The organism is Collinsella sp. AF29-7AC (genome assembly GCF_003475665.1).
GTDB lineage: Bacteria > Actinomycetota > Coriobacteriia > Coriobacteriales > Coriobacteriaceae > Collinsella.
In genome coordinates, this window is sequence record NZ_QRQX01000010.1 from 1 (window position 1) to 21,379 (window position 21,379).

Sequence of the window (21,379 nt, forward strand, 5' to 3'; positions counted from 1 at the left end):
GAAGCACGCGGTTGACAAAACCATAGAGACACGTCCCAAAAAGACTGGTTACAATTACGTGCAGCATACAAACACCGGGAGGGATCGTGGCAAATAAGCCTCAGCACGCTCAGAACAACCAGCGCAGTCAGCAGGGCAAACAGGGCCAGCAGCAAAAGCGCGGCAGCAAGGCGCAGGGTGGGCACACCACTCATGCTCCAGCAGCGCCCTCACGCCCCTGGCGACCGGGCCGCGACAAGTTCCTCCCCGTCAGCCGCGCCGACATGGATGCGCGTGGCTGGGACCAGTGCGACTTCGTCTATATCTGCGGCGACGCCTATGTGGATCACCCCAGCTTTGGCATGGCCATCATCAGCCGCGTGCTCGATGCGCATGGCTACAAGGTGGGTATCATCTGCCAGCCCGACTGGACCGACCCCGCCAGCATCACGGTGCTCGGCGAGCCGCGCCTGGGCTTTCTCGTCAGCGCCGGCAACATGGACTCCATGGTCAACCACTATTCGGTGACCAAGCACCGCCGCCACACCGACGCCTATACCCCTGGTGGCGAGGAGGGGCGCCGTCCCAATCGTGCCGTCACGGTCTACGGCAACCTCATCCGTCAGACGTTTAAGGATACCCCCATCATCATCGGCGGCATCGAGGCAAGCCTGCGCCGCCTGGCCCACTACGACTACTGGCAGGACAAGCTCAAGCGCTCGGTACTGCTCGACTCGGGCGCCGACATCCTCATCTACGGCATGGGCGAGCACGCGATTGTCGAGATCGCCGACGCGCTCGATGCCGGGCTGCCCGTCGACCAGATTTCTTATATCAACGGCACCGTCTACCGCACCAACTCGCTCGACGAGGTCTACGACTACGACCTGCTGCCCAGCTGGGACGACCTTGCCGCCGACAAGCTCAACTACGCACGCAGCTTTAACGTGCAGCAGCAGAACATGGACCCCATCACCGGTCATCGCCTGGTAGAGCCCTACCCCAACAGCGTCTATGTGGTGCAAAACCCGCCGTCGGCGACGCTCACCACAGACGAGATGGACGAGGTGGCCGAGCTCCCCTACGCACGCGATTGGCATCCCGACTACGACGCAGCGGGCGGCGTGCCGGCCTTTGCCGAGATCAAGTTTTCCATTAGTTCCAACCGCGGCTGTTTTGGCGAGTGCTCGTTTTGCGCCCTCACCTTCCACCAGGGCCGCGTGTTGCAGATGCGCAGCCACGACTCGATCATGCGCGAGGCCGAGCTGCTCACGCGCGATCCCGAGTTTAAGGGCTATATCAACGACGTGGGCGGACCGACGGCAAACTTTAGCCGTCCCGCCTGCGACAAGCAGATCAAGCACGGCGTGTGCAAGAATAAGCGCTGCCTATGGCCGAGCGTGTGCAAGAACATGGTGGTCGACGAAAGCGGCTACACGCAGCTGTTGCGCGATCTGCGCCAGTTGCCGGGCGTCAAAAAGGTCTTCGTCCGCAGCGGCATCCGCTTTGACTACACCATGGCCGACGCCTCGGACGAGTTTTTGCGCGAGCTGTTGGAGCACCATGTCTCGGGCCAGCTACGCGTGGCACCCGAGCACGTGAGCGATGCGGTGCTCTCCGTAATGGGCAAACCGAGCCGCGCCGTCTACGATGCGTTCTGTCGTAAATTTGAACGCTTGAACCGCGAATACGGACTCAAGCAGTACGTGGTGCCGTATCTGATCTCGAGCCACCCCGGCTCGACGATGAAGGAAGCTGTGGACCTTGCCGAGGCCGTGCGCGACATGGGCTACATGCCCGAGCAGGTGCAGGACTTCTACCCCACCCCGTCCACCATGTCGACCTGCATGTACTACACCGGCGTGGACCCACGCACCATGCAGCCGATCTACGTGGCACGCGACCCGCACGAGAAGGCCATGCAGCGTGCGCTCATCCAATACCGCAAGCCCGAGAACTACAAGCTCGTACGCGAGGCACTGGAAAAGGCCGGCCGCCGCGATCTGATTGGCTACACCAAGCATTGCCTGATTCGCCCCGTGCCCCCGCGCCCGGGCGAGACGTCTGCTGGCGGGGGGCATGGCACCGGCAAGAAGGGCGGCAAGGCCCACGGTGGCGTTGGCGGCGCTGGCAAGGGACCCAAAGGCAGCAAGGGTCACGGCGGCATGTCGCGTGCGCAGAACACCGCAGGCCGCAACCGTGCAGCCCAGGGGCGCCAGGGCGCTAACGGAGGCGGACGCCGCAATTAGGGCAGCGATGCGCTCGCTGCGTCCATCCCACACGCTTGGCGCAGCGAGCGCATTGCCTCAACGAGGATGACGCCGGCGATAGCGACCGTGATTGCCACGTCGAGCGGCGTGTTCACAAACCACAACAGGCCCATGAGGTACGACCCGGCGTTAAAGGCAAAATGCAGCAGAATCGTATAGCGAAGCTTTCCGGTCGTAACGAGCACCCAGCCAAAGATGAGGCCGGCGGCGCCCGCGTAGCAACCCTGCACCCAATTCATGTGCATAAAACCGAAGATCGCCGCCTGCAGCACAATCGCCGCGGCGATGCCCCAGGTACTCGGGGCCGCCCAGGGCACTATGGCGCTGTCTTGCGCGTTCGCGCGACGCCGGCGCTTCCAAAGTGGGCGGCACTGCGGATTAAACGCTCGGAGCGAAAACTCAAAAATAATGCCGCGTACCAGCAGCTCTTCGCAAAATGGGGCGCCGAGCACCGTAGTCAGTACGGCGAGATAGCTGGTGTCGCCCATGCCCGTCTCCTCGACAAGCTCGCTGTAGTCGGCCGCAGCATCGGGCAACAGCGACAGCACGGCATCGGTCACGTAGCCAACGACCACCTGCAGGGCCAGGCCAATCACGATAACGCAGGCGATGCGCTTCCATGCCCCACGCGCTCCCCCGCCGAGCGGATGCTCGCTTTGCCGGCGTGCCATAAATGAACGCGGCCAAAGATAACGCCACCACAGCAGCGCCATCAAAAACGATGCCGTCTGCGCGACGGCCTGAAGCAATTGAATGTCGAGGTCATCGATCGAAAAACCCATGAACACCGATGCGACGCCAAGGGCGGAGAACAAAACGACGCTCAGGGCAATATCGGCAGCGACGACGCCAAAACAGGCAAGCGCCCAAATCATCGCATTGAGCATGCCAACCTCCTCAAAACCCGGCACTTAGGGACGTTCCTTAACTGCCGGCAGAAAAGGAACGTCCCCAAGTGCCGGCAGTTTGGGACAGTCATTCTTGATGAGAATCGGGCGCAGTGCCAAAAGCCCCGTTGGGCGAGATGTCGAACGGGAAGGTGCCGCAGCGATTGAACGCAGCGATAAACATGCGGATGGCGTTGGACGGCGTGGTACCCACGAGCTGGGTTGCCGCCGCGAAGGCTGCCTTCTCCTCGGGCAAGACCTTCGCGACTACAGGGGTCATGTGTTCTGCCATGGCGCTTCCTTTTTGAAACGACGGTAGTGCGGATAGATGCGGGCCACGCGGCTGGGCGACGGGCTGTGAAGGCAACCCGATTGGCCCGCATCCGGAGTTTGTTTCTGCGGCGTTGGTATTACTTGGTATTCCTAAGTATTACCCCGCAGATAGAATACCACATCTGCTCCACTCCAAAGGTAGATTTCTACCAAGTTGGTGCATATGAACCTGTCGCCCTTCTCACCAAACGGCAATGCCCCGTCCACGCAAATACGCGAACGGGGCATTGTTCAAATTGTGCCGTCAGTGACTCTTTTGCGCCAGCGGCCTTCTAGCTCTAGCTAAGCTCGGGCCAGTAACCCTTGTTAGCCTCGATCATGTCGTCGAGGACTTCCTTGGCAACCTTCATCGAAGGCACGGTCTTGTTGAGCGTAAAGGCCTTGAGCGCCTTCTCGTACGAACCCTCGATCGTGGCCTCGACCACGAGCTTCTCGGAGTTCAGCTGCTGCATCATAAGACCCTGCTGGAACAGCGGAATGTTGTCGCGGCTGATGACCTCGGGGCCGTTCTTGCCAATGTAGGCAGGCAGCTCGACCATGGCGTCGTAGGGCATGTTGGGGATAGCGCCCTTGTTCTCGCAAATGACCAGGAAGCGCTGCTTGGTGTCGTTCTTCAGAGCGATGGCCAGGTCGGCAATCCAGTCGCCGTGGCTGCCCGCATAGAACGTGCTCTCGTCGATCTCGCCCGTCTTCTCGTAATGGTCGATGCCGTCAAAGAGGTTCTTCTCGCGCGTCTCCTCAACCTCGTTTGCACGAGTGCGCTCGGGGTTGGAATGCTCGACGAACTCCTTCTGCTGCAGGTAGTAGTTCAGGTACGTGTTGGGCAGGTACTCCGGGAAGCACTCCATGATCTCGTACTCGCCCTTCCAGACGTAGTACCAGCTGCCCTTGGTGTGGCGGTTCTGCTCGGGGTGCTCGTCGGTGGCTTCCTCGGGCTTCTTGGACATCAGCGAGCTCATGCCCTTGAGGTACGAATCGGGCAGCAGGATCTCATGCTCCTTGATGTACTCGCGCAGCTGCGGGAGCACCTCCTCGCCCTTGTGGCGAATCGAGGTGAACCAACCAAAGTGGTTGAGGCCAAAGTAATCGTACTCGACATCCTTCTTGTCGATATCGAGTGCGGCGCAAACCACGTCGATGATCGCGATCGGCATGTCGCAGATGTTGATGATGCGAGCGTTGGGACGCAGCACGCGGCAGCCCTCGGAGACGATGGCAGCGGGGTTGGAGTAGTTGAGAATCCAGTAGTCCTTCTTGGCGTACTTCTCAACGTCATCGATCAGCTCGACCATGGGGAAGATGGTGCGCATGCCGTAGGCAAGGCCGCCGCAGCCGCAGGTCTCCTGACCAACGCAGCCGTGACGCAGCGGAATCTTCTCGTCCTGCTCGCGCATGGCATAGCCGCCCACGCGCATCTGGGCAAACACGAAGCTCGCGTCGGTAAAAGCCGTCTCCTTGTCGGTGGTCACCGTGAGCTTGATGTCCAGGCCAAGGTCCTCGTGCAAAATCCAGTCCACGAGCACGCCGATCTTGCGCTGGCGCTCCTCGTTGATGTCGTACAGACGAATCTCGTCAACGTCGAGCTCGTCCTTGCGCAGGGCGATGGACTTGACGATGCCGGGGGTAAAGGTGGATCCGCCACCACACAGAGTAATGATCATTGTTTACTGCTCCTTCTCAATTGCGTTTTCGACCTTGTCGCGCATCTCGGCAACCTTCATGCCAAAGATGATCTGGATATTGTTGCCGTTGCGGTTGATGCCGCTGTTGGGCACGTGGTTGATGAGGCTCTCATCGATGAGGTCCGGGTTCTTAACGTTCACGCGGAGACGCGTAAAGCAGTTCTCGAGCTCCTCGATGTTGTCCTTGCCGCCAAGACCTGCGACCAGGTCGGCAATGCCCGCATCGACGCCCTCTGCGGGAGCCGCGGCAACAGCGCCCTGCTTCACCGCGACAGACGCGGCGGCCTCGCCCTCGGCAACGGACTCGGCGAGCTCGGACTCCTCCTCGCGACCAGGCGTGTGGAGGTTGAGCTTCTTAATGAGGAAGGTAAAGAGGAAGAAGTACAGAGCGGCGTTGACGACTCCGAGCACGAGCATCATCGGCCAGTTGGTCTTATCGACACCGAGGACCAGGTTGGAAACCACGATGTTGATGATGCCGCCTGCAGTCGAAGCGGGCACGGAGAGGACCTTGAGCAGGACCAGGAAGATGCCGGAAAGAACCGAGTGAACGACAAAGAGCACGGGAGCGGCAAAGACAAAGAGGAAGTCCATGGGCTCGGTGACACAGGAGAGCACAGCGGTGATGATCAGCGGGATGATAACGGCCTTGGTCTTATCCTTGTTCCCCTTGTAAGCGGTGAAGATAAAGGCGAGACCGATACCGATGTAGGGCCACAGGTTGTTGAAGGTGTAGCTGTTGAAGTAGGTGCTATCGGAGAAGGGCTGGCCCGTCATTGCCATCTCGGCGACACGGATGGGATAGGCGCCGGCGATAACCTGATCACCCAGCGTAAGGGTGCCGCCCACATCGGAGAACTGGAACGGGGTGTAGATGAGGTGGTGCAGACCGGTGGGAACGAGCAGCTTGTTGAGCATGCCGTAGATAAACAGACCAATGTTGCCCGACTCCTTAATGATGCCGGCAACGGAGGAGATGGCACCCTGAACCGGAGGCCAAACGATGCAGAAGCCAGCGCCCATGATCCAGGAGATGATGATCATGATCAGGAACGGAAAGCGAACGCCCGAGAACATCGAAAGGGCAATGGGGAACTGCTTATTCGAGTACTTGTTGAACACGGCACCGGTGATGCAACCAAGAATGATGCCGCCAAACACGCCGGTATCGAGCACCTGAATGCCCATAACGGTGCTCTGGCCGGTTCCGGTAAGGCCGAGCATGCCGCTCGCTTCGGCAAGAGAGCCAGTGGCGTTGAGCACGATGTTATTGGCCTGCAGGAACAGGAAGAACGACATCAGGGCGATCAGCGAAGCATGGCCCTTGTTCTTCTTTGCCATGGCGCCGGCGATGCCCACGCAGAACAGAATCGAGAGGTTGTTGATGATAAACATCAGCGACTGATAGACAACGGCGCCCACAAGCTGGAACGGACCGGAGCCCAGCACGGGAATCACGGCGCAGATGGTCTTGTTGGTCAGAATGATGCCCACGATGAGCAGAATGCCGGCAACCGAGAGATACATCATCGGCTGAACGATCGACTTCGCGAACACCTCCAACGGCGCTTTGAAATTGAACTTCTTTTTTGCGGTCATAGCGGTACTCCCCTTCCTTTTCCGCAAATTAAGACAGATGTGCCCTGGACAAGGCCATAAGCCCTGCCTTATATCAATCGATGTGTGGGCACGTTATGCCTAGAGACCAGGTTCTCCAAGCAGGTTAACAATGTGATATGCGAGATAACTCTTCTCGGCATCGGTAACGACAACGTTATAGGCAGACGACAAGTGGGCGGCTATGGCGTCCGCGCACGAGAACGCGCACGGATACTTAGTTTCATCGATTCGGAACAGCGCATCGTCATTGATCTGCCCGGCCGCGGGGTCAAGCGCCCGCTGTGCGAAAAACTGCAGGTGGCGGACGAAACGCTCATAGGGCAACGAGGTGTCGTCGAGGGTCGCAGCGTAACGATCGGAAACAATCGCGAGTACGTCGCGAACAAGCTGGACCGAGATGATGAGACGGTCGGAGCGTTGCGGCATGGTGGCGTTGACGATATGCAGCGTAATAAAACCCTGCTCTTCTTCGCTCATCTGGATGCCCATATACTCCTTGACAATCTGCAGCGCACGGCCCGCAAGCGCATACTCCTTGCGATAGAACTGTTGGATCTCGAGCAGCAACGGATTCTCACAGGGGACGCCCTTGCGCTCGCGCTCCAAAGCAAGGCCGATATGGTCTGCGAGAGCAATGAGGATCTTGTCGTTGATATCAACATTGAGCTCTCGACGGAGCATCTGAACAATGTCCTCGGCAATCACGAGGTTGACGGTGGGAATGGACTCCAAAAGATGTGCCAAGCGGTCAATCGTACGCGAATCCTGAGAAGTGCCCTCCTGCAGCGCATAGGTCTTTTCGACCGATGTTTCATCGATAGCGTCGCCGGCATGACGGCCAAAGCAGAGACCTCGACCGATGACAATGAGCTCGGAGCCATCGTCCGAAGTGACCATTGCGACGTTATTGTTAAAAACTCGCTTGATAACCACGGTACCCACCACAAGAATTTACTCGGAAAGCCAGACGACAGGCTCTTTAACAGCAACAGGGCCGGAAGCATGCTCACGAAGAGTCGAGTTCTCCGAGCGCTCGCACACGATAACGAAGACCGTAGGATCGAAGCCGGCGGCGCGAACCACGTCGAAATCGACCTCGACGAGGGGCTGGCCCGCGTCGACATGGTCACCCTGGGCAACAAGCGCATGGAAGCCCTTGCCCTCAAGCTTAACAGTATCGATTCCGATATGCAGCATCACCTGAGCAGAGCTGTCGTCGGGCATGATGCCCAGCGCGTGCTCAGTCGGGAACAGCGCCGCGATGGTACCGGAGACAGGAGCGCACACCGTTCCCTCTTGGGGAACCACGGCAACGCCATCGCCCACTGCACGGCTGCTAAAAGCGGGGTCCTTGGTATTTTCTAGATGAACAAGCTCGCCGGAAACAGGGGCGAGGATTTCGAACTCGGAAGCCGCAGTCGTCTGCTTATCCGAGCCACCCATCAGGCGAGAAAAGAAACCCATGGTGGCATGTCCCTTCATAAATATAGCCCAACCAAAATCAATCGAATGCGCCCATTGAGACGCGCGCGATCAAAGACTTTGGTTAGGCCCACGTCCGAGGGGACTCGGTAACCTTCCGCATTTCTTTTTACGGGGGTTATTGTAGACAAGCCCAAAGCCGGAACAATCATTATGACCGGCGAACGGTATTTTTTCTCCGATAAACGGTATTTAGGCAGCACCTAGGGACACTCCTTGTTTGCTGCATTGAGGACAGGTAACTTTGCACCAATCATGAGTTGCGGTGAAATAGGGACTGAAAAGCCGCCCAAAAGGCCAAAACAGTCCGTATTCCACCGCAACTTCAAGACGTTGGTGCAGATTAACCTGACCTCTTTGCACCAAAAAGGGCCCCGAGCATAGTCTGCTCGGGGCCCCTTGGTTCACCTCGCTCTAGCGGGCGATGCGTGTGTTACTTGCGCTTGCCGCCGCCGTCACCGGGGCGACGGGAGCTACCGCCGCGCTTGCCGCCACGATTGTTACCATAGCTGCCACGGTTATCGCGACCGCCGGCACGACCGCCACGGGAACCGGCCTGGTTGCCGCCGCGACCACCACGGTAGCCGCCGCGACGCTCTTCGCGGGTATCGTCGTAGTTGCGCCAGTCATCGCGACGATCGCGGCTGGCACGCGGGTCACGACGATCGCGCGACTCGTTAGAACGACCAGCGCCGCCGCGGCCGCCATTGCTGCGAGCACCCTCGCGACGCTCGCCGCCGCGGCTACCGCGCTCTTCAAAGCGCTTGCCGCCGCGGGACTCACCGCCACGGGCACCTCGCTCACCGCGACCCTCGCCGCCACGACGCTCGTCACGGCCACCGCGCTCGTCATTGCGACCGGAACGACGACGATCGCCCGAGCCACGCTTGCCGCCACGCGAGCCACGGCCCTCGTCCTCGCGCTCGACACGGCGACGACCACCGCGGTCCTCGTCCTCGCGACGACGGCGATGCGCCTCGCCCTGGAACTGCCTGGCACGGCGCTCGGCACGATTGCCGCGCGGGGCCTGCTCGGCAACACCGCCGCGCTCCTCGGCAGCCACCTCGCGGGCCACGCTCTCCACGGCCTCGTCCACGCGAGCCTGAACGCCCTCGCGCACGCGGGTCTTGCCGCCGCGCTTGGGACGGCTCGGGCGCTCGCCGTCGCCACGACGCTCGTCGCGACCGCGGTTGGAACGACCAGCCACGTCGCCGTAATCGTCGCCGTTACGCTTGCCGTCGCGACGCGCCTGCTCAAGCTTCTTCTTGCTCTTGGACTTGCCGCGCTTGGTCTTCTTCTTCACCTTAAAGGCGGCAGGATCGCGCTCGGGATCGACGGCGGGCGGGTTGGGACCCACGTGCAGGTCGCCCGCTTCGTAAATATCGGCCGTCTTGTCCATGAGCTTCTCAATCTCGTAGAACTCGTCGACGTCCTGCTCGGTCACAAACGTAATGGCCCAGCCCAGCTCGCCGGCGCGGCCCGTACGGCCAATGCGGTGGATATAGTCGGTCGGCTCGGCCGGCACGTCGAAGTTCACGACGTAGCGCACGTCGCTAATGTCGATGCCGCGGGCGAGAACATCGGTTGCCACCAGCACGTCGACGGTGCCGTCGCGGAAGGCAGAAAGCGCGCGCTCGCGCTGGGCCTGGCTGCGGTTGCCGTGAATCGCGGCGGCCTTGATGCCCTTGCGCTCAAGGCGACGGCAGCAGCTGTCGGCGCGGTGCTTGGTGCGCATAAAGACGATGGTGCGCTCCGGGCCCTCCTTTTTGAGGAACTCAGGCAGCAGGTTGTTCTTTGCCTCGATGGACACCGGGAACACAAACTGATCGACGGTGTCGGCGGTCGACGTGGCCGGCGCGATCTCCACGCGGGCCGGGTCGCTCACCAGGTCGGTGATCTCGCCCACGGCCTCCTCGTCGAGCGTCGCCGAGAACAGCAGCGTCTGGCGCTCGGCCGGCGTCTCGCGCACAATGCGGCGGACGGCGGGCAAAAAGCCCATGTCGAGCATGCGGTCGGCCTCGTCGAGCACCAGCACCTTGACCTCGTTCAGGTGGCAGGCTCCCTGCTCGATCAGGTCGACCAGACGGCCCGGCGTTGCGACCAGGATGTCGCAGCCGTACTTGAGGGCAGCGGTCTGTGGCTTGTAGCTCACGCCGCCCACGACGGTCACGGCGACATGGCCCGTGACGTCGGCGATTTTGCTCGCGACCTCGTCGATCTGCTGGGCAAGCTCGCGCGTGGGGGTGATGACGAGCATCACGGGACCGCGACCGTTGCCCTCGGGCTTCTTGGCACCGCGACGGCGGTTGCGGCCGCCGCGCTCGCGCACAGGCTTGGGCGGAGCGATGTGCTCCAGGTTGTTCATGGTCGGCAGCAAAAAGGCAGCCGTCTTGCCGGTGCCGGTCTGAGCGGCGGCAAGCAGGTCGCGGCCTTCGAGCACCACAGGAATCGAACCGGCCTGCACGGGCGTCGGCGCCGTGTAGCCCAGGTTCTCGATAGCACGAAGCATCTCGTCGGAAAGGCCCAGCTCGTCAAAGGCGGGCAGGCTCTCGGTAGTGGACTCGAAGGCCTGGGCAGCATTGGCCTCATCGGCGGCATCGAAGGCAGCCTGGGTCATGGCCTCACGGGTCTCGTCCAGGATCTCGGCGTCGGTGACGTCGGATACAGAATTACGCATATGTTGTTGTTCCTTATCTGCACGCGCAATGGGCACGGCATGCGGCCGCGCGGGCGTGCTTGGTAGTGCGCTAATACATACAAAAACGGGTGCGCACAGAGAGGACGTTGCTCAGCACGCTGGCGATCGCTTTGGCAGCCCTATCACGCGCCGTCCAGACGCAGCAGCTCTAAGCGATGGAGCAGATTCGCCGCCGGTTAGTATACCCGTGCTTCGCATGCCCCCACGTAAACCACAGATGACGAGGCGGACGAGGCGGGCCCGGCTGATTGTCTCAATCTGTAACAGTTACGGGGCAAATCTTCCTCTACGTGTTACAGATCGAGACAAACGGTCGACACGGTTCACAAACGTCTCAATCTGTAACGGCTGCGAAGCAAAACCGGCCCCAAATGTTACAGAACAAGACAGAGGGGGATTTCCGTCCAGTCCAAACCAAATCTCTCAGTCTTCCTGCAATTTCGAACATGTGGCCTATAATGTTGCTTTGGTTACGCTATATATTGCGCAGCCATTTAATACGTCGCCCACCGGGGGCCATTAATTCCTATCGCCATATTGGCTAGGAAGCAATCAAAGGAGGTATCCGTGGCAGCAGAGACGCCTTGCTCGGTCCTCTATAACGATATTCGCTCGTTCGGCGGTCTTAAACATCTCGAGATTGCCCGAATGCTCATCAATGGAAACTCTTATCTCGGCAGTACCCTGCTCGAGAAATGCTCTTCCAACCGCTCGTATCTCACCCGTTACATCGTCCATCGCGAGCCTGACCAGTGCGCGCCCGCCATCTACAGCGACTTTGCCATCACCACGCTCAATCTTTCCGCGGCAATCTGCAGCAAGCTCGGCAGCGGCGAGTCCGCCTATCAGGCAATCGCCGAGCACTATCGCGGCCCGGCCGCCAACGAAATGATGTCGGCTCTCGCCAGCTACAAGTTGGACAGCTGCCTATATGCAAATGCCCTCAATCGCATCGACAACTTTGACGGCAATGCCGTGCGCGAGAAGAGTACGCTTTACCTTATGCTCTTTGTGGCAACGGGGGCGCTCGCTGACCCCATCCAAGGCGTGGCCACCGTCGAGCGCTTTTGCGACAGCAAGACAGGCGGGCACTTTGGCACCACCGAAACTACCGTCGGACGTGGCTTTATGAGCAGCCTGGAGCAGCCGCGCACTGTCGCCCCCAACCTCGGTCTGCTCAGAACCCATGCCGACAACTGCGCCGACATGCAAATCCATCCCCTCACACGCGATCCGCGCGGCACGGTAATTGGGTCCTTGCCCAAAACCTCGCCCAGCATCACCGATGTAGGCACCGATGCATCGCGCGAGCATCTCCGCATTTGGCTCGAAGGTGGACGCTGGTACGCCCAGGGCCTTGGATCGACCAACGGCACAGTGCTCGAATCGGGCGCGGGCGACGGCGATATTGTGATTGAGCCGCCGCGCGACCAACGCGAACCCGGCAAGATCTATCCCCCGGTGGAAATCGAAAACAGCGACAGGCTCCATCTGGGTCTCTACACGACATTCCTTGTCATTGTGGACTAGCGCGGGCGGTGATCGAAAGACGGTCACCGCCCGTCTTTCGTCTACTGCCTTCTACGTCGTAAACGACAATACCCAGCGGTATACGTGGGCAGTGCGGCTATCATAGTACTTTACCGATATCCGCACTGCCCACGTATACGCGCGGCAACCCATGCCAGACAAAGGAACGCCATGGATACTACCGATAGCGCCTATGGCGACAAACTCATCCGTCTCGATACGTTCGATACCGCCGTGGCAGTCGACCCCAGTGCCGAGGACGACGCCAAACGCCGGTTTATGACGCTTATTCTTCAGACGGCATACCGCGACAGCGGCAATATCGGACATGTGCTTCGCGCGACCAACACAAGCGGCGAGGTTTTTGCCGTCAAGCTACTCAAGGACAACGCCATCCTTTCCGGCCAAGCCCCCGACCGCTCCGCCGAGCAATCGGCCGCGCACCTGGCCAACACCGCCGCACTGTTCGAGGAGTACCGTCATCTGTGTACCGTCTCGCACCTGCGCGGATTTCCGCGCGTCTATGGCTACGGATCGTGCGAGGACGACCCGCTTATCCTCATGGAGTGGGTCGAGGGCACCTCGCTCAAACAGGCGCTGCCCTTGCTTCCGCACGACGCCTCGGGCGGGCTGACCACCCAGATGGTCGCCGCCGTCGGAAACGCCGTGCTTCGCGCGCTCTTGATGACCCAAGGCCTTGTGAATCCGGTCGTCCATCGCGACCTGTCGCCTGCCAATATCATGTTCCGCACCACCAGCCGAACGCTCGAGCAGCAGATTGCCGATTGCTCCTTTGACCCCTGTCTCATCGACATGGGCTCCGCGACCATGGCCCTCGGCGACGACACGATCACCCGGCGCGCCGACATCTGGCGCTTTGCCACGCCCGCATACGCCGCGCCCGAAATGCTCACGCAGGATATCGAAGGCATCGCGGCCCTTCGCCGCTCGCCCGCGATCGACGTCTATGCGCTTTCGAGCATTCTGTACCAGCTCTACAGCGGTCGCAAACCGTTCGATGTCGAGTCGACGGGTGCCGCGGCGACCGGCTCGTTCTACCTCATAAAGACCAAGACCAAACCGGCGCCGCTCGAGCCGCGCTGCGAGGGCGACAAAGCGCTTGTCCAGATCATCATGAAAGGCATCTCGGTCGAACAGGGCGATCGCCCTACCGAGCAGCAGGTGCTCGAGGTGCTCTCGACATACCTCCCCGCTGCAGAATCTGAGGACCACGAGGGTGCAGGAGACGAGGCCGCAATTGATATCGATTCTGGCACGCACCTTAAGGTCGACGTCGCCGGCGAGCGCGCGCGAGAGATTTTGGAGCAGGCCCGGCACGACGTCATGACACGCCGTCGCTTTGTCATCGGCGGCGTCGTTGCAGCCGTTGCGGGGCTCGGCGTTATCGGGGCGGCAACCCATGGCTTTGGCATCCCCGACTACCTGGACGGCATCCGCGGTTCGCTTGACGACTACACCTGGGCTCAGCTGCAGGAGATTTCGCTCAAGATTAAGGCCGCCGAGACCCGTAGCGAGGCACACGAGATTGCCAAGCGCTACCACCTGCTCGACGTTGATGGGCATATCCCCTATCCGTGCACCAAGCGCGTGAAGCTCGCCAACGGGCTGGAGGTCGGCGCTCAGCTTGTGGGCATCCGCCACGATGAGCTTCTGGACGGGACGGGCAAGGCCGGGCTGACGTTTATGTTCGACGCGGGTATTGCCGAGCGCGATGCTGCGACTGAACCGCCGAGCGCCGGCTGGGCAGATTGCGAGCTGCGGGAATGGCTCGACGGCGACGGCCTTAAGCTGCTGCCCAACGAGTTGCGCGCGCTCATTAAAGGGGTCAAGAAGGTCTCGAACAATGTGGGCGCCGCCAACAGTGCATCGTGTCTGAGCGAGTTGCCCGCAACCCTTTGGCTGCCCGCCATGGTCGAGCTGTGCGGTACGCAACCGCCCGATTCGTTTGCCGAGGGCTATCACTACCTGGCAGACATCTACAACGGCGAGGGCAAGGAGTATCAGCTCTTCCGCGAGCTCAAGGTGAGCCCGTATTCCACGAACGAGACGATGGTCCGCCAGTGGAAGGGCAAGGACACCTGCTGGTGGGAGCGCACGGTGAGCCCTGACACATCGGAGAGTGGAGGCACACTCTATTTGAATCGTGTGGGACACGACGGCGACGTCTTTACGTACGCAACGCCTGCGGACAAGCCAAATAAGCGAACCTGTGTGATCCCCGGGTTCTGTATCTAGGCGGCGGGCGTCTTGCCGTGACGGGACCCCTCCCCGGCAATTGTCTCGATCTGTAACATTAGCTCGGCAGATACAGGCCTAGATGTTACAGAACGAGACATTAGCTTGCCGAGAACTTCGCCTCATAAATGTGACTCAAGTGTGTCGACATTTCCTTGCCAATGTTGCGCAACAGGAACCCTTTCGGCGGTTGTAACGTACAAATTGTCATAGGTACCCCTTCAACGATTGGGAGAAGAAATGGCAAAGTACGCACCTAAACACTTGGAAGTCTCAGGCGTCGCCGAGCCTCGCCCCACATTCTCGGGCCACAAGGCAACACGACTCGCCGTCACCGCGGCAACCACCATCGCTATGACTGGCTCGTCGCTGCTCGCGCCGTTCTCGGCATTTGCCAACGATGCGAGTGACACCACGGCACAGGACGCGATCATGTCCCCGCTTGCTGTCCACGCCGGCGAGGCGGCAGGTTCCGCAGTAAAGACAAACGCCCAGAAGATTGCCGACTTGCAGGCTGCAATCGACGCCGCAAAGGCTGCCGAGGCAGACGCCAAATCCGACTACGACACGGCAGCTGCCCCCTATACCGAAAAGCAGGCGGCCCGCGACAACACACAAAGCACCTATGACGCCTCCGCCTCCGATAATTCGCAGGCAGAGGCCGCCGCGCGTGCCGAATATGCTCGCCAGCTCGATGAAAGCGTCAAGGCGGCCGACAGCGCCAGTGCCACGCTGAAGGATGCCCAAGGAAAGCTCGATGCAGCCAAGACCGATGCCGAGGACAAGTCGAAGGCCCTTGATGCCGCGAAGCAGGCGGCAGCTGATGCGCAGGCAAAGCTCGAGGCAGCCCAGAAGGCAGCCGTCAACGCAACGCCGGAGGAAATCAAGGTCGCCGAGCAGGCTGCCGCAGATGCGCAGGCCGCTCTGGACCAAGCAAAGGCTGCGAAGGCCACTGCCGATTCCGCGCTCGCCGACGCTCAGCAGGCTCAGAGCGCCGCGCAGAGCGCTTACGACGAAGCGGCAGGTACGCTGGCTTCCGCTCAGCAGGAAAAGACCGCCGCGGATGGTAAGGTAGTCGCAGCACAGACAGCGTATGACAGCGCACAAGCCGATTTGGCGGCCGCAAAGGCAGGCGCCGAGGGCCCGGAGTATGACGCCGCCCAAGCAAAGGTCGATGCTGCCCAAAGCGCACTCGACCAGGCGAAGCAGCAGCAGGCGGCTGCCGAAGCAGGCCTTTCTAAGGCAAATAGCGACGTTGCATCCAAGCAGGACGCCCTCACCGGTGCCGAAAGCGAGCTCGAAGCCAAGAAGCAGACAGTCGCAGCAGCCGAAAATGATGTAACGGCAGCCCAGACGAAAGCCGATGCGGCGCAATCGGAGTTGACCTCGGCAAAGCAGGCACATGCTACCGAACTGGAGAAGGCAAAGGCCGCTCAGAAACAAGTCGACCAGGCAAAAGCCGAGAAGGAGCAGGCAGACAAGGCGCTCGAAACTGCCAAGGCAAACCAGGCGGCCGCCGATCAAGCCGTTGTCGATGCACAGAAAGCATACGATACGTGCAAGGCAGCAACCGATAAGGCAACGACGGCGGAGGCGCAGAGCGTCATCGGCTTCTACCAGTTCATCGGTGCCAATGACGCTGCAAACATCATCTATAGGCAGAGCGATAAAAACCCAACGACCATTGGCGATAAAAAAGACGGCACGTCACTCGACAACGCCAAGCTTTCGTTTGGCAAGCTGCGCGAAATTAATGAATATCGCAAAAGCGTCGGCCTTAGCGAGCTTAAGGTGACGGCAGAGCAAATGGCAATCGCTCAGTCTGATTCCAATTACTCCGACGCAACGAAGGGGCACTCAGACTATGCCGGATTTGAAAATGCCGCTTGGAACTTCAGCACTAAAGAAAACATCGCGCACCAATGGGTTGATGGCGAAAAGAAAAGATTTGACGATGCTGCAGCGAAAGCCGGCCTTGGCAACGTTGCCCCCAAAGATGCTTGGAAGACTTTCTGGAGTCACGGTACCGAATTCGGAGCCCAAGGCGTGGGTTTTGGCACCATCGGCCACTATTTGAATATCGTACAGCCTGACGCCAAAACCATGGGATACGGCATCAACTCGCGCGGAACCCTTTGGCCGTATGTGTTCGTCTTGGAGATCGACAACAATTACGGTTCGTACGAGAAAGAATACTCGATCGATGAACTCGAGAATCTCTTTGATCAGTATCAGCTAAACCTCTCCAAGGCCAGCGACAACCTTGCCGCCGCGAAAGCAAATCTCGAGCAAAATCGCAGCACGGCGGCATCGAAAGCCGATGCCGTAAAGGCAGCTGAAACCCTCGTCGCTCAAAAGCAGAAAGGCATTGTTGCCGCGAATAGCGACCTTGCCGCCAAGAACGACAGCACAGCAAGTGCCGCCGCCGCTGTTGCCCTAGCAAGGCAGAATCTCGCCAAGGCAAACGGAAAAGTTGCCGAAGCCGAAGACCAGGTCAAAGCCGCCCAAAGCAACGTGGCGACCGCAGAGCAGGTCGTCAACCAGAAGCGCGCCGAGCTTAAGGCATCGAAAGAGCAAGCCGCTCAGAGTCAGAAGAAGGTTGATGACGCCAAGGCAGAGACTCTCGTAAAGCAGCAGGCTCTGCAAGATGCAAAGAAGGAACTTGCCAAGTATTCAGCCGATGTTGCTGCGGCTCAGGAGAAAGCCGACGAGGCCCATCAGGCGCTTGATGAAGCCACGGCAGCCCAGACGTCTGCCCAGAGCGCTCTCGAAAAGGCGAAGCTCGACGAGGCTGCCAAAAAGCAGGCCCTCGACACCGCGAAGGACAACGCCGAGGCCAAGGCGGCGACCGCGGGGCACGCTGCGAGCGATCTGACCACGGCGAAAAACGACTTTGCTTCAAAGAAGGCCCGTGCCGACGCCCTGAGCAATGCAGCCGATAATCTTGCCACCGCCGAGGCGGCCAAGAAGGAGGCCGACGCAGCAGTTACCGATGCCGGAGTCGCCCTTAGCACGGCAAATGATGCCATCGCGAACGCCGAGCAGGCGGTCGAGAATTCTCAGGCCGCATCGGACGCCGCTGCTGCTACTCTCGGAAAGCTCAAGTCCATCAACGTCGAAAACGGCATTGCTACTGGCTCTGACGCAAACGCGAACGATACGCTCAATGCCCTCTTTGCCAAGTGCGTCGCCGCCAAGCAGGCAGAACATAACGCAAAGGCCGCACTTGATGCCGCTCAGGCAGACCTTGATGCTGCGACGCCAGCCTACACCGCGGCTCTCAACGGTTACAACGAGGCGAAGGCAAAACGCGTAGCCGCCGAGCAAGCCCTGAAGGACGAGATCGCCCGCCAGGAGCAAGAGGCGGCGAAGGTCGAGCAGGCCAAGATCACACAGGCTGCCGCTAAGCCGGTTACTGGAAAGCCGTCTGCCGGCAACGCCAAGACGGCCGCCAACTCGACACTTCCCACCACAGGCGACAATGCTGCGCTCGCCGGTGAGACGTTTGTCATCGGAGGTGTCGTGCTCGTAGCCGCCGGCGTCTTTCTGACTGACAAGAAGCGTCGTCAGGAGTAAGGATTTCGGGAGGACGGCTTCTCCTCCCTCCCACCGCTTCGCAAACCCTGCCTAACATGCGCCGGGACGTTTACCACACGGGCGCCCCGGCGTTTTACGTTGTATGGCCGGGGCATCTGCTCCGAGATTGTCTCGATCTGTAACATCTAGCAGGCAAACCGGTCCAGATGTTACAGATCGAGATGTTTGGCAGGGACGGTCCATCGGCCAACCATCCATCTTCATCTGTAATGAAATCTCATATATTTTTCTGCACTGGACACCCCCAGGGGGTATGGGTGTATAGTATCGGTTGGTTAACATTTCCGACACTACGTCACAGAAAGGAGAAGCCATGGCTCAAGATAAATTCGATGTGGGCGGCATGACGTGTGCCGCTTGCCAGGCGCACGTAGACCGCGCCGTGAGCAAGCTCGACGGCGTCGAGAGCGTCGCGGTCAATCTGCTCGCCGGCTCCATGATGGTCGACTATGACCCCGCGCAGGTCACTCCCGACGACATCTGCACCGCCGTCGATCGCGCTGGCTACTCGGCCTCACCCGTCAGCACGGGCACCGACGCCGCCCAAAGCGGCAGTACGCAAGCCAGGTCCGGCGCCGCCCATATGGAGTCGCCCACCAAAAAACTGGAGGCCGCCGCCTCTGCCATGCGCACTCGTCTCATCGTCTCAATCGTATTCCTCATCCCGCTGTTCTACATAGGCATGGGGCACATGCTTGGCTGGCCGCTGCCCGGCGTCTTCACCGACCATACCCACAGCATGACGCTCGCCCTCACCGAGCTCGTCCTGCTCATCCCCATCGTCTATGTCAACGACGCGTACTTTATCAACGGGTTTAAATCGCTCGCGCACGGCGCGCCCACCATGGACGCCCTCATCGCCGTGGGCGCCACCGCCTCCATCGCCCGGTCGCTCTACGCCATGTTCATCATGGCCGACCAGTTAGCCGCGGGTCAGGTCCACGAGGCCATGATGACGGGCATGGACAATCTGTATTTTGAGAGCGCAGGCACGATCCTGTCGCTCGTCACCGTGGGCAAATACCTCGAGACGCGCAGCAAGTCCAAAACCGGCGGCGCTATCGAGGCGCTGATCGACCTGGCGCCCAAGACCGCGACCGTCGTGGCAGAGGACGGCAGCGAGACCACCGTCGACGTCGACAGCATCCTTCCCGGCCAGATCCTGCGCGTACGCCCCGGCGAGTCCATCCCCGTCGATGGCGTGGTGCTCGAGGGCAGCTCGGCCGTGGACGAGAGCGCGCTGACCGGCGAGTCCATCCCCGTGGAAAAGACCGCCGGTGACACCGTCAACGCCGCCACCGTCAACCGCACCGGCTCGTTTACCTTCCGCGCCACGCGTGTGGGTGCCGAGACATCGCTCGCCAAGATCATCAAGCTTGTCGAGGACGCCAACGCCACCAAGGCGCCCATCGCCCGCATGGCCGACAAGGTCGCCGGCGTGTTCGTGCCCGTGGTGTTCGTGATCTCGGCCGTGACCTTCTTGGCGTGGATGACACTGACCGGAAGCGTCAACGAAGCGCTCACCTCCGCCGTCGCTGTGCTGGTGATCAGCTGTCCGTGTGCACTCGGCCTAGCCACGCCCGTCGCCATTATGGTGGGCACCGGCAAGGGCGCCGAGATGGGCATTCTGTTTAAGAGCGCCGAGGCGCTAGAGAACCTGCGCAGCGTGGGCACCGTGGTGCTCGACAAGACGGGCACGGTCACCCACGGCAAGCCGGCCGTGACCGATATCGTGGTTGCCACGCACGCCGACGGCTCGTCCGCCATGAGCGAAAAGGCGCTGCTCAAGCTGGCTGCCGCGCTGGAGCGATCAAGCGAGCACCCGCTGGCCGAGGCGATTATGGCCGAGTGCGAGTCGCGCGGAATTGTCGCGCGCATGGTCGAGGACTTTGCCGCCGTGCCCGGTCGTGGCGTTACGGCGCGCGAGGGGCAAAACGCCATTGCAGCCGGCAACGTACGCCTGATGAACGAGTTGGGCGTTACCGTGCCCGCGGGTCTTACCGAGCAATTTGCCGCCGAGGGCAAAACACCGCTGTTCTTTGCCAAGAACGGCGAGCTTGTCGGCACCATCGCCGTGGCTGACGAGGTCAAAGAGACGAGCGCCGGGGCCATCGCCGCGCTCCGCAAGCTCGGCGTCGACGTGCGCATGCTCACCGGCGACAACCGCGTGACGGCCGAGGCTATCGCCCGCCGCGTGGGACTCACCAGCGAACAGGTCATCGCCGACGTCCTCCCCGCCGACAAGGAACGCCACGTGCGCGAACTGCAGGATGCGGGCGGCAAGGTCGCCATGGTGGGCGACGGCATCAACGACTCCCCCGCCCTGGCGCGCGCCGACGTGGGCCTTGCGATCGGCACCGGCGCCGACATCGCCAAAGAAGGGGCAGATGTGGTGCTCATGCGCAGCGACCTCATGGATGTTGCGCGCGCCATCGAGCTTTCGCGCGCCACGATCCGCAACATCAAGCAGGACCTGTTCTGGGCGCTGTTCTACAACGGCATCGGCATTCCGCTGGCGGCAGGCGTGTTCTTCCCCCTCACCGGTTGGCAGCTCTCGCCGATGTTCGGCGCCGCGGCCATGAGCCTGTCGAGCGTGTGCGTCGTAAGCAATGCGCTGCGCCTACGAACCTTTAAGCCTAAAGTGGCAAAATAGGTTCACCCTTAAGTCCATTTAGAACGGGTTTTCCAGGTGCCCGAGATTGACCTGAAAGAGGAGCGACGCGTACTTTGGTACGCGAGCGACGGCTTGAAGGTCAAGGTCGGGTGCCTGGGAAAGCCGACACAACAGAGAGGAATACCCATGCGTTACACAATCAAGACTTCCGGCCTCATGTGCGGCCACTGCGACGCTACTGTCGAGACGGCACTGCTCAACGTGGCCGGCGTGACCGACGCCGACGCCGATCACGAGACCCAGACCGTCCAGGTGGAGTGCGCCGACACCGTGACCGCCGAGCAGCTCGCCGCCGCCGTCGAGGGCGCCGGCGAGAAGTTCCACGCCCTGTCCGTAACCGCCGCGTAACGACCCACGCGCACCCCGACCAG

At 60.7% G+C, this 21,379-nt stretch carries 13 protein-coding genes; 6 read left to right on the forward strand and 7 right to left on the reverse strand.

Translation table 11 applies throughout. The features are described from left to right. Positions 1-86: 86 nt before the first annotated feature. Entirely contained in the window at positions 87-2,228 is a 2,142-nt protein-coding gene (locus DWZ15_RS05715) for a YgiQ family radical SAM protein (protein WP_233502363.1), read from the forward strand. Here the strand turns inward: DWZ15_RS05715 and DWZ15_RS05720 are convergent. From DWZ15_RS05720 to DWZ15_RS05750, 7 genes are all read right to left on the reverse strand, one after another. Next, the gene (locus DWZ15_RS05720) at positions 2,225-3,136 is read right to left on the reverse strand and encodes a CPBP family intramembrane glutamic endopeptidase (RefSeq protein WP_118449910.1); all 912 of its coding nucleotides are present in this window, start codon (positions 3,134-3,136) and stop codon (positions 2,225-2,227) included. The genes DWZ15_RS05715 and DWZ15_RS05720 overlap by 4 nt on opposite strands. Before the next feature lie 88 nt (positions 3,137-3,224). Continuing rightward, complete coding sequence (locus DWZ15_RS05725; RefSeq protein WP_089572188.1) at positions 3,225-3,428, reverse strand: hypothetical protein; 204 nt, start codon at positions 3,426-3,428, stop codon at positions 3,225-3,227. Positions 3,429-3,747: 319 nt separating this feature from the next. After that, positions 3,748-5,130 carry a 6-phospho-alpha-glucosidase gene (locus tag DWZ15_RS05730; protein WP_089572190.1) on the reverse strand — a complete coding sequence of 461 codons (1,383 nt, stop codon included), beginning with the start codon at positions 5,128-5,130 and terminating at the stop codon, positions 3,748-3,750. A 3-nt stretch (positions 5,131-5,133) separates the two neighbouring features. Then, positions 5,134-6,750: a PTS transporter subunit EIIC gene (locus DWZ15_RS05735; RefSeq protein WP_089572192.1), complete on the reverse strand. Its 1,617-nt coding sequence runs from the start codon at positions 6,748-6,750 to the stop codon at positions 5,134-5,136. A 99-nt stretch (positions 6,751-6,849) separates the two neighbouring features. Then, entirely contained in the window at positions 6,850-7,704 is an 855-nt protein-coding gene (locus DWZ15_RS05740; protein WP_233502374.1) for a PRD domain-containing protein, read from the reverse strand. Positions 7,705-7,722: 18 nt separating this feature from the next. Further along, positions 7,723-8,235, reverse strand: coding sequence for a PTS glucose transporter subunit IIA (locus DWZ15_RS05745; protein WP_158548948.1), 513 nt, complete (start codon positions 8,233-8,235; stop codon positions 7,723-7,725). 451 nt (positions 8,236-8,686) lie between these two features. Next, a complete protein-coding gene (locus DWZ15_RS05750) occupies positions 8,687-10,930 on the reverse strand; it encodes a DEAD/DEAH box helicase (RefSeq protein WP_118449912.1) in 2,244 nt (747 codons plus the stop codon). A 588-nt stretch (positions 10,931-11,518) separates the two neighbouring features. On the opposite strand from DWZ15_RS05750, the gene DWZ15_RS05755 reads away from it, so the two are divergent. The 5 genes from DWZ15_RS05755 to DWZ15_RS05775 all read left to right on the forward strand — a co-directional run bounded on the left by DWZ15_RS05755 (position 11,519) and on the right by DWZ15_RS05775 (position 21,356). Beyond that, positions 11,519-12,481, forward strand: coding sequence for an FHA domain-containing protein (locus tag DWZ15_RS05755; RefSeq protein WP_118449914.1), 963 nt, complete (start codon positions 11,519-11,521; stop codon positions 12,479-12,481). A 171-nt stretch (positions 12,482-12,652) separates the two neighbouring features. Then, complete coding sequence (locus DWZ15_RS05760) at positions 12,653-14,737, forward strand: DUF6273 domain-containing protein (protein WP_118449916.1); 2,085 nt, start codon at positions 12,653-12,655, stop codon at positions 14,735-14,737. 240 nt (positions 14,738-14,977) lie between these two features. Beyond that, complete coding sequence (locus DWZ15_RS05765; protein WP_118449918.1) at positions 14,978-18,313, forward strand: CAP domain-containing protein; 3,336 nt, start codon at positions 14,978-14,980, stop codon at positions 18,311-18,313. 334 nt (positions 18,314-18,647) lie between these two features. After that, complete coding sequence (locus DWZ15_RS05770) at positions 18,648-20,987, forward strand: cation-translocating P-type ATPase (RefSeq protein ID WP_118449920.1); 2,340 nt, start codon at positions 18,648-18,650, stop codon at positions 20,985-20,987. 147 nt (positions 20,988-21,134) lie between these two features. Then, complete coding sequence (locus DWZ15_RS05775; protein WP_006235338.1) at positions 21,135-21,356, forward strand: heavy-metal-associated domain-containing protein; 222 nt, start codon at positions 21,135-21,137, stop codon at positions 21,354-21,356. Positions 21,357-21,379: the final 23 nt, after the last annotated feature.

Excerpts from the sequence above, each read along its gene's own strand:
- DWZ15_RS05720 (WP_118449910.1), bottom strand. The coding sequence starts at position 3,136 with ATGCTCAATGCGATGATTTGGGCGCTTGCCTGTTTTGGCGTCGTCGCT.
- DWZ15_RS05725 (WP_089572188.1), bottom strand. The coding sequence starts at position 3,428 with ATGGCAGAACACATGACCCCTGTAGTCGCGAAGGTCTTGCCCGAGGAG.
- DWZ15_RS05730 (WP_089572190.1), bottom strand. The coding sequence starts at position 5,130 with ATGATCATTACTCTGTGTGGTGGCGGATCCACCTTTACCCCCGGCATC.
- DWZ15_RS05735 (WP_089572192.1), bottom strand. The coding sequence starts at position 6,750 with ATGACCGCAAAAAAGAAGTTCAATTTCAAAGCGCCGTTGGAGGTGTTC.
- DWZ15_RS05745 (WP_158548948.1), bottom strand. The coding sequence starts at position 8,235 with ATGGGTTTCTTTTCTCGCCTGATGGGTGGCTCGGATAAGCAGACGACT.
- DWZ15_RS05750 (WP_118449912.1), bottom strand. The coding sequence starts at position 10,930 with ATGCGTAATTCTGTATCCGACGTCACCGACGCCGAGATCCTGGACGAG.
- DWZ15_RS05760 (WP_118449916.1), top strand. The coding sequence starts at position 12,653 with ATGGATACTACCGATAGCGCCTATGGCGACAAACTCATCCGTCTCGAT.
- DWZ15_RS05765 (WP_118449918.1), top strand. The coding sequence starts at position 14,978 with ATGGCAAAGTACGCACCTAAACACTTGGAAGTCTCAGGCGTCGCCGAG.
- DWZ15_RS05770 (WP_118449920.1), top strand. The coding sequence starts at position 18,648 with ATGGCTCAAGATAAATTCGATGTGGGCGGCATGACGTGTGCCGCTTGC.
- DWZ15_RS05775 (WP_006235338.1), top strand. The coding sequence starts at position 21,135 with ATGCGTTACACAATCAAGACTTCCGGCCTCATGTGCGGCCACTGCGAC.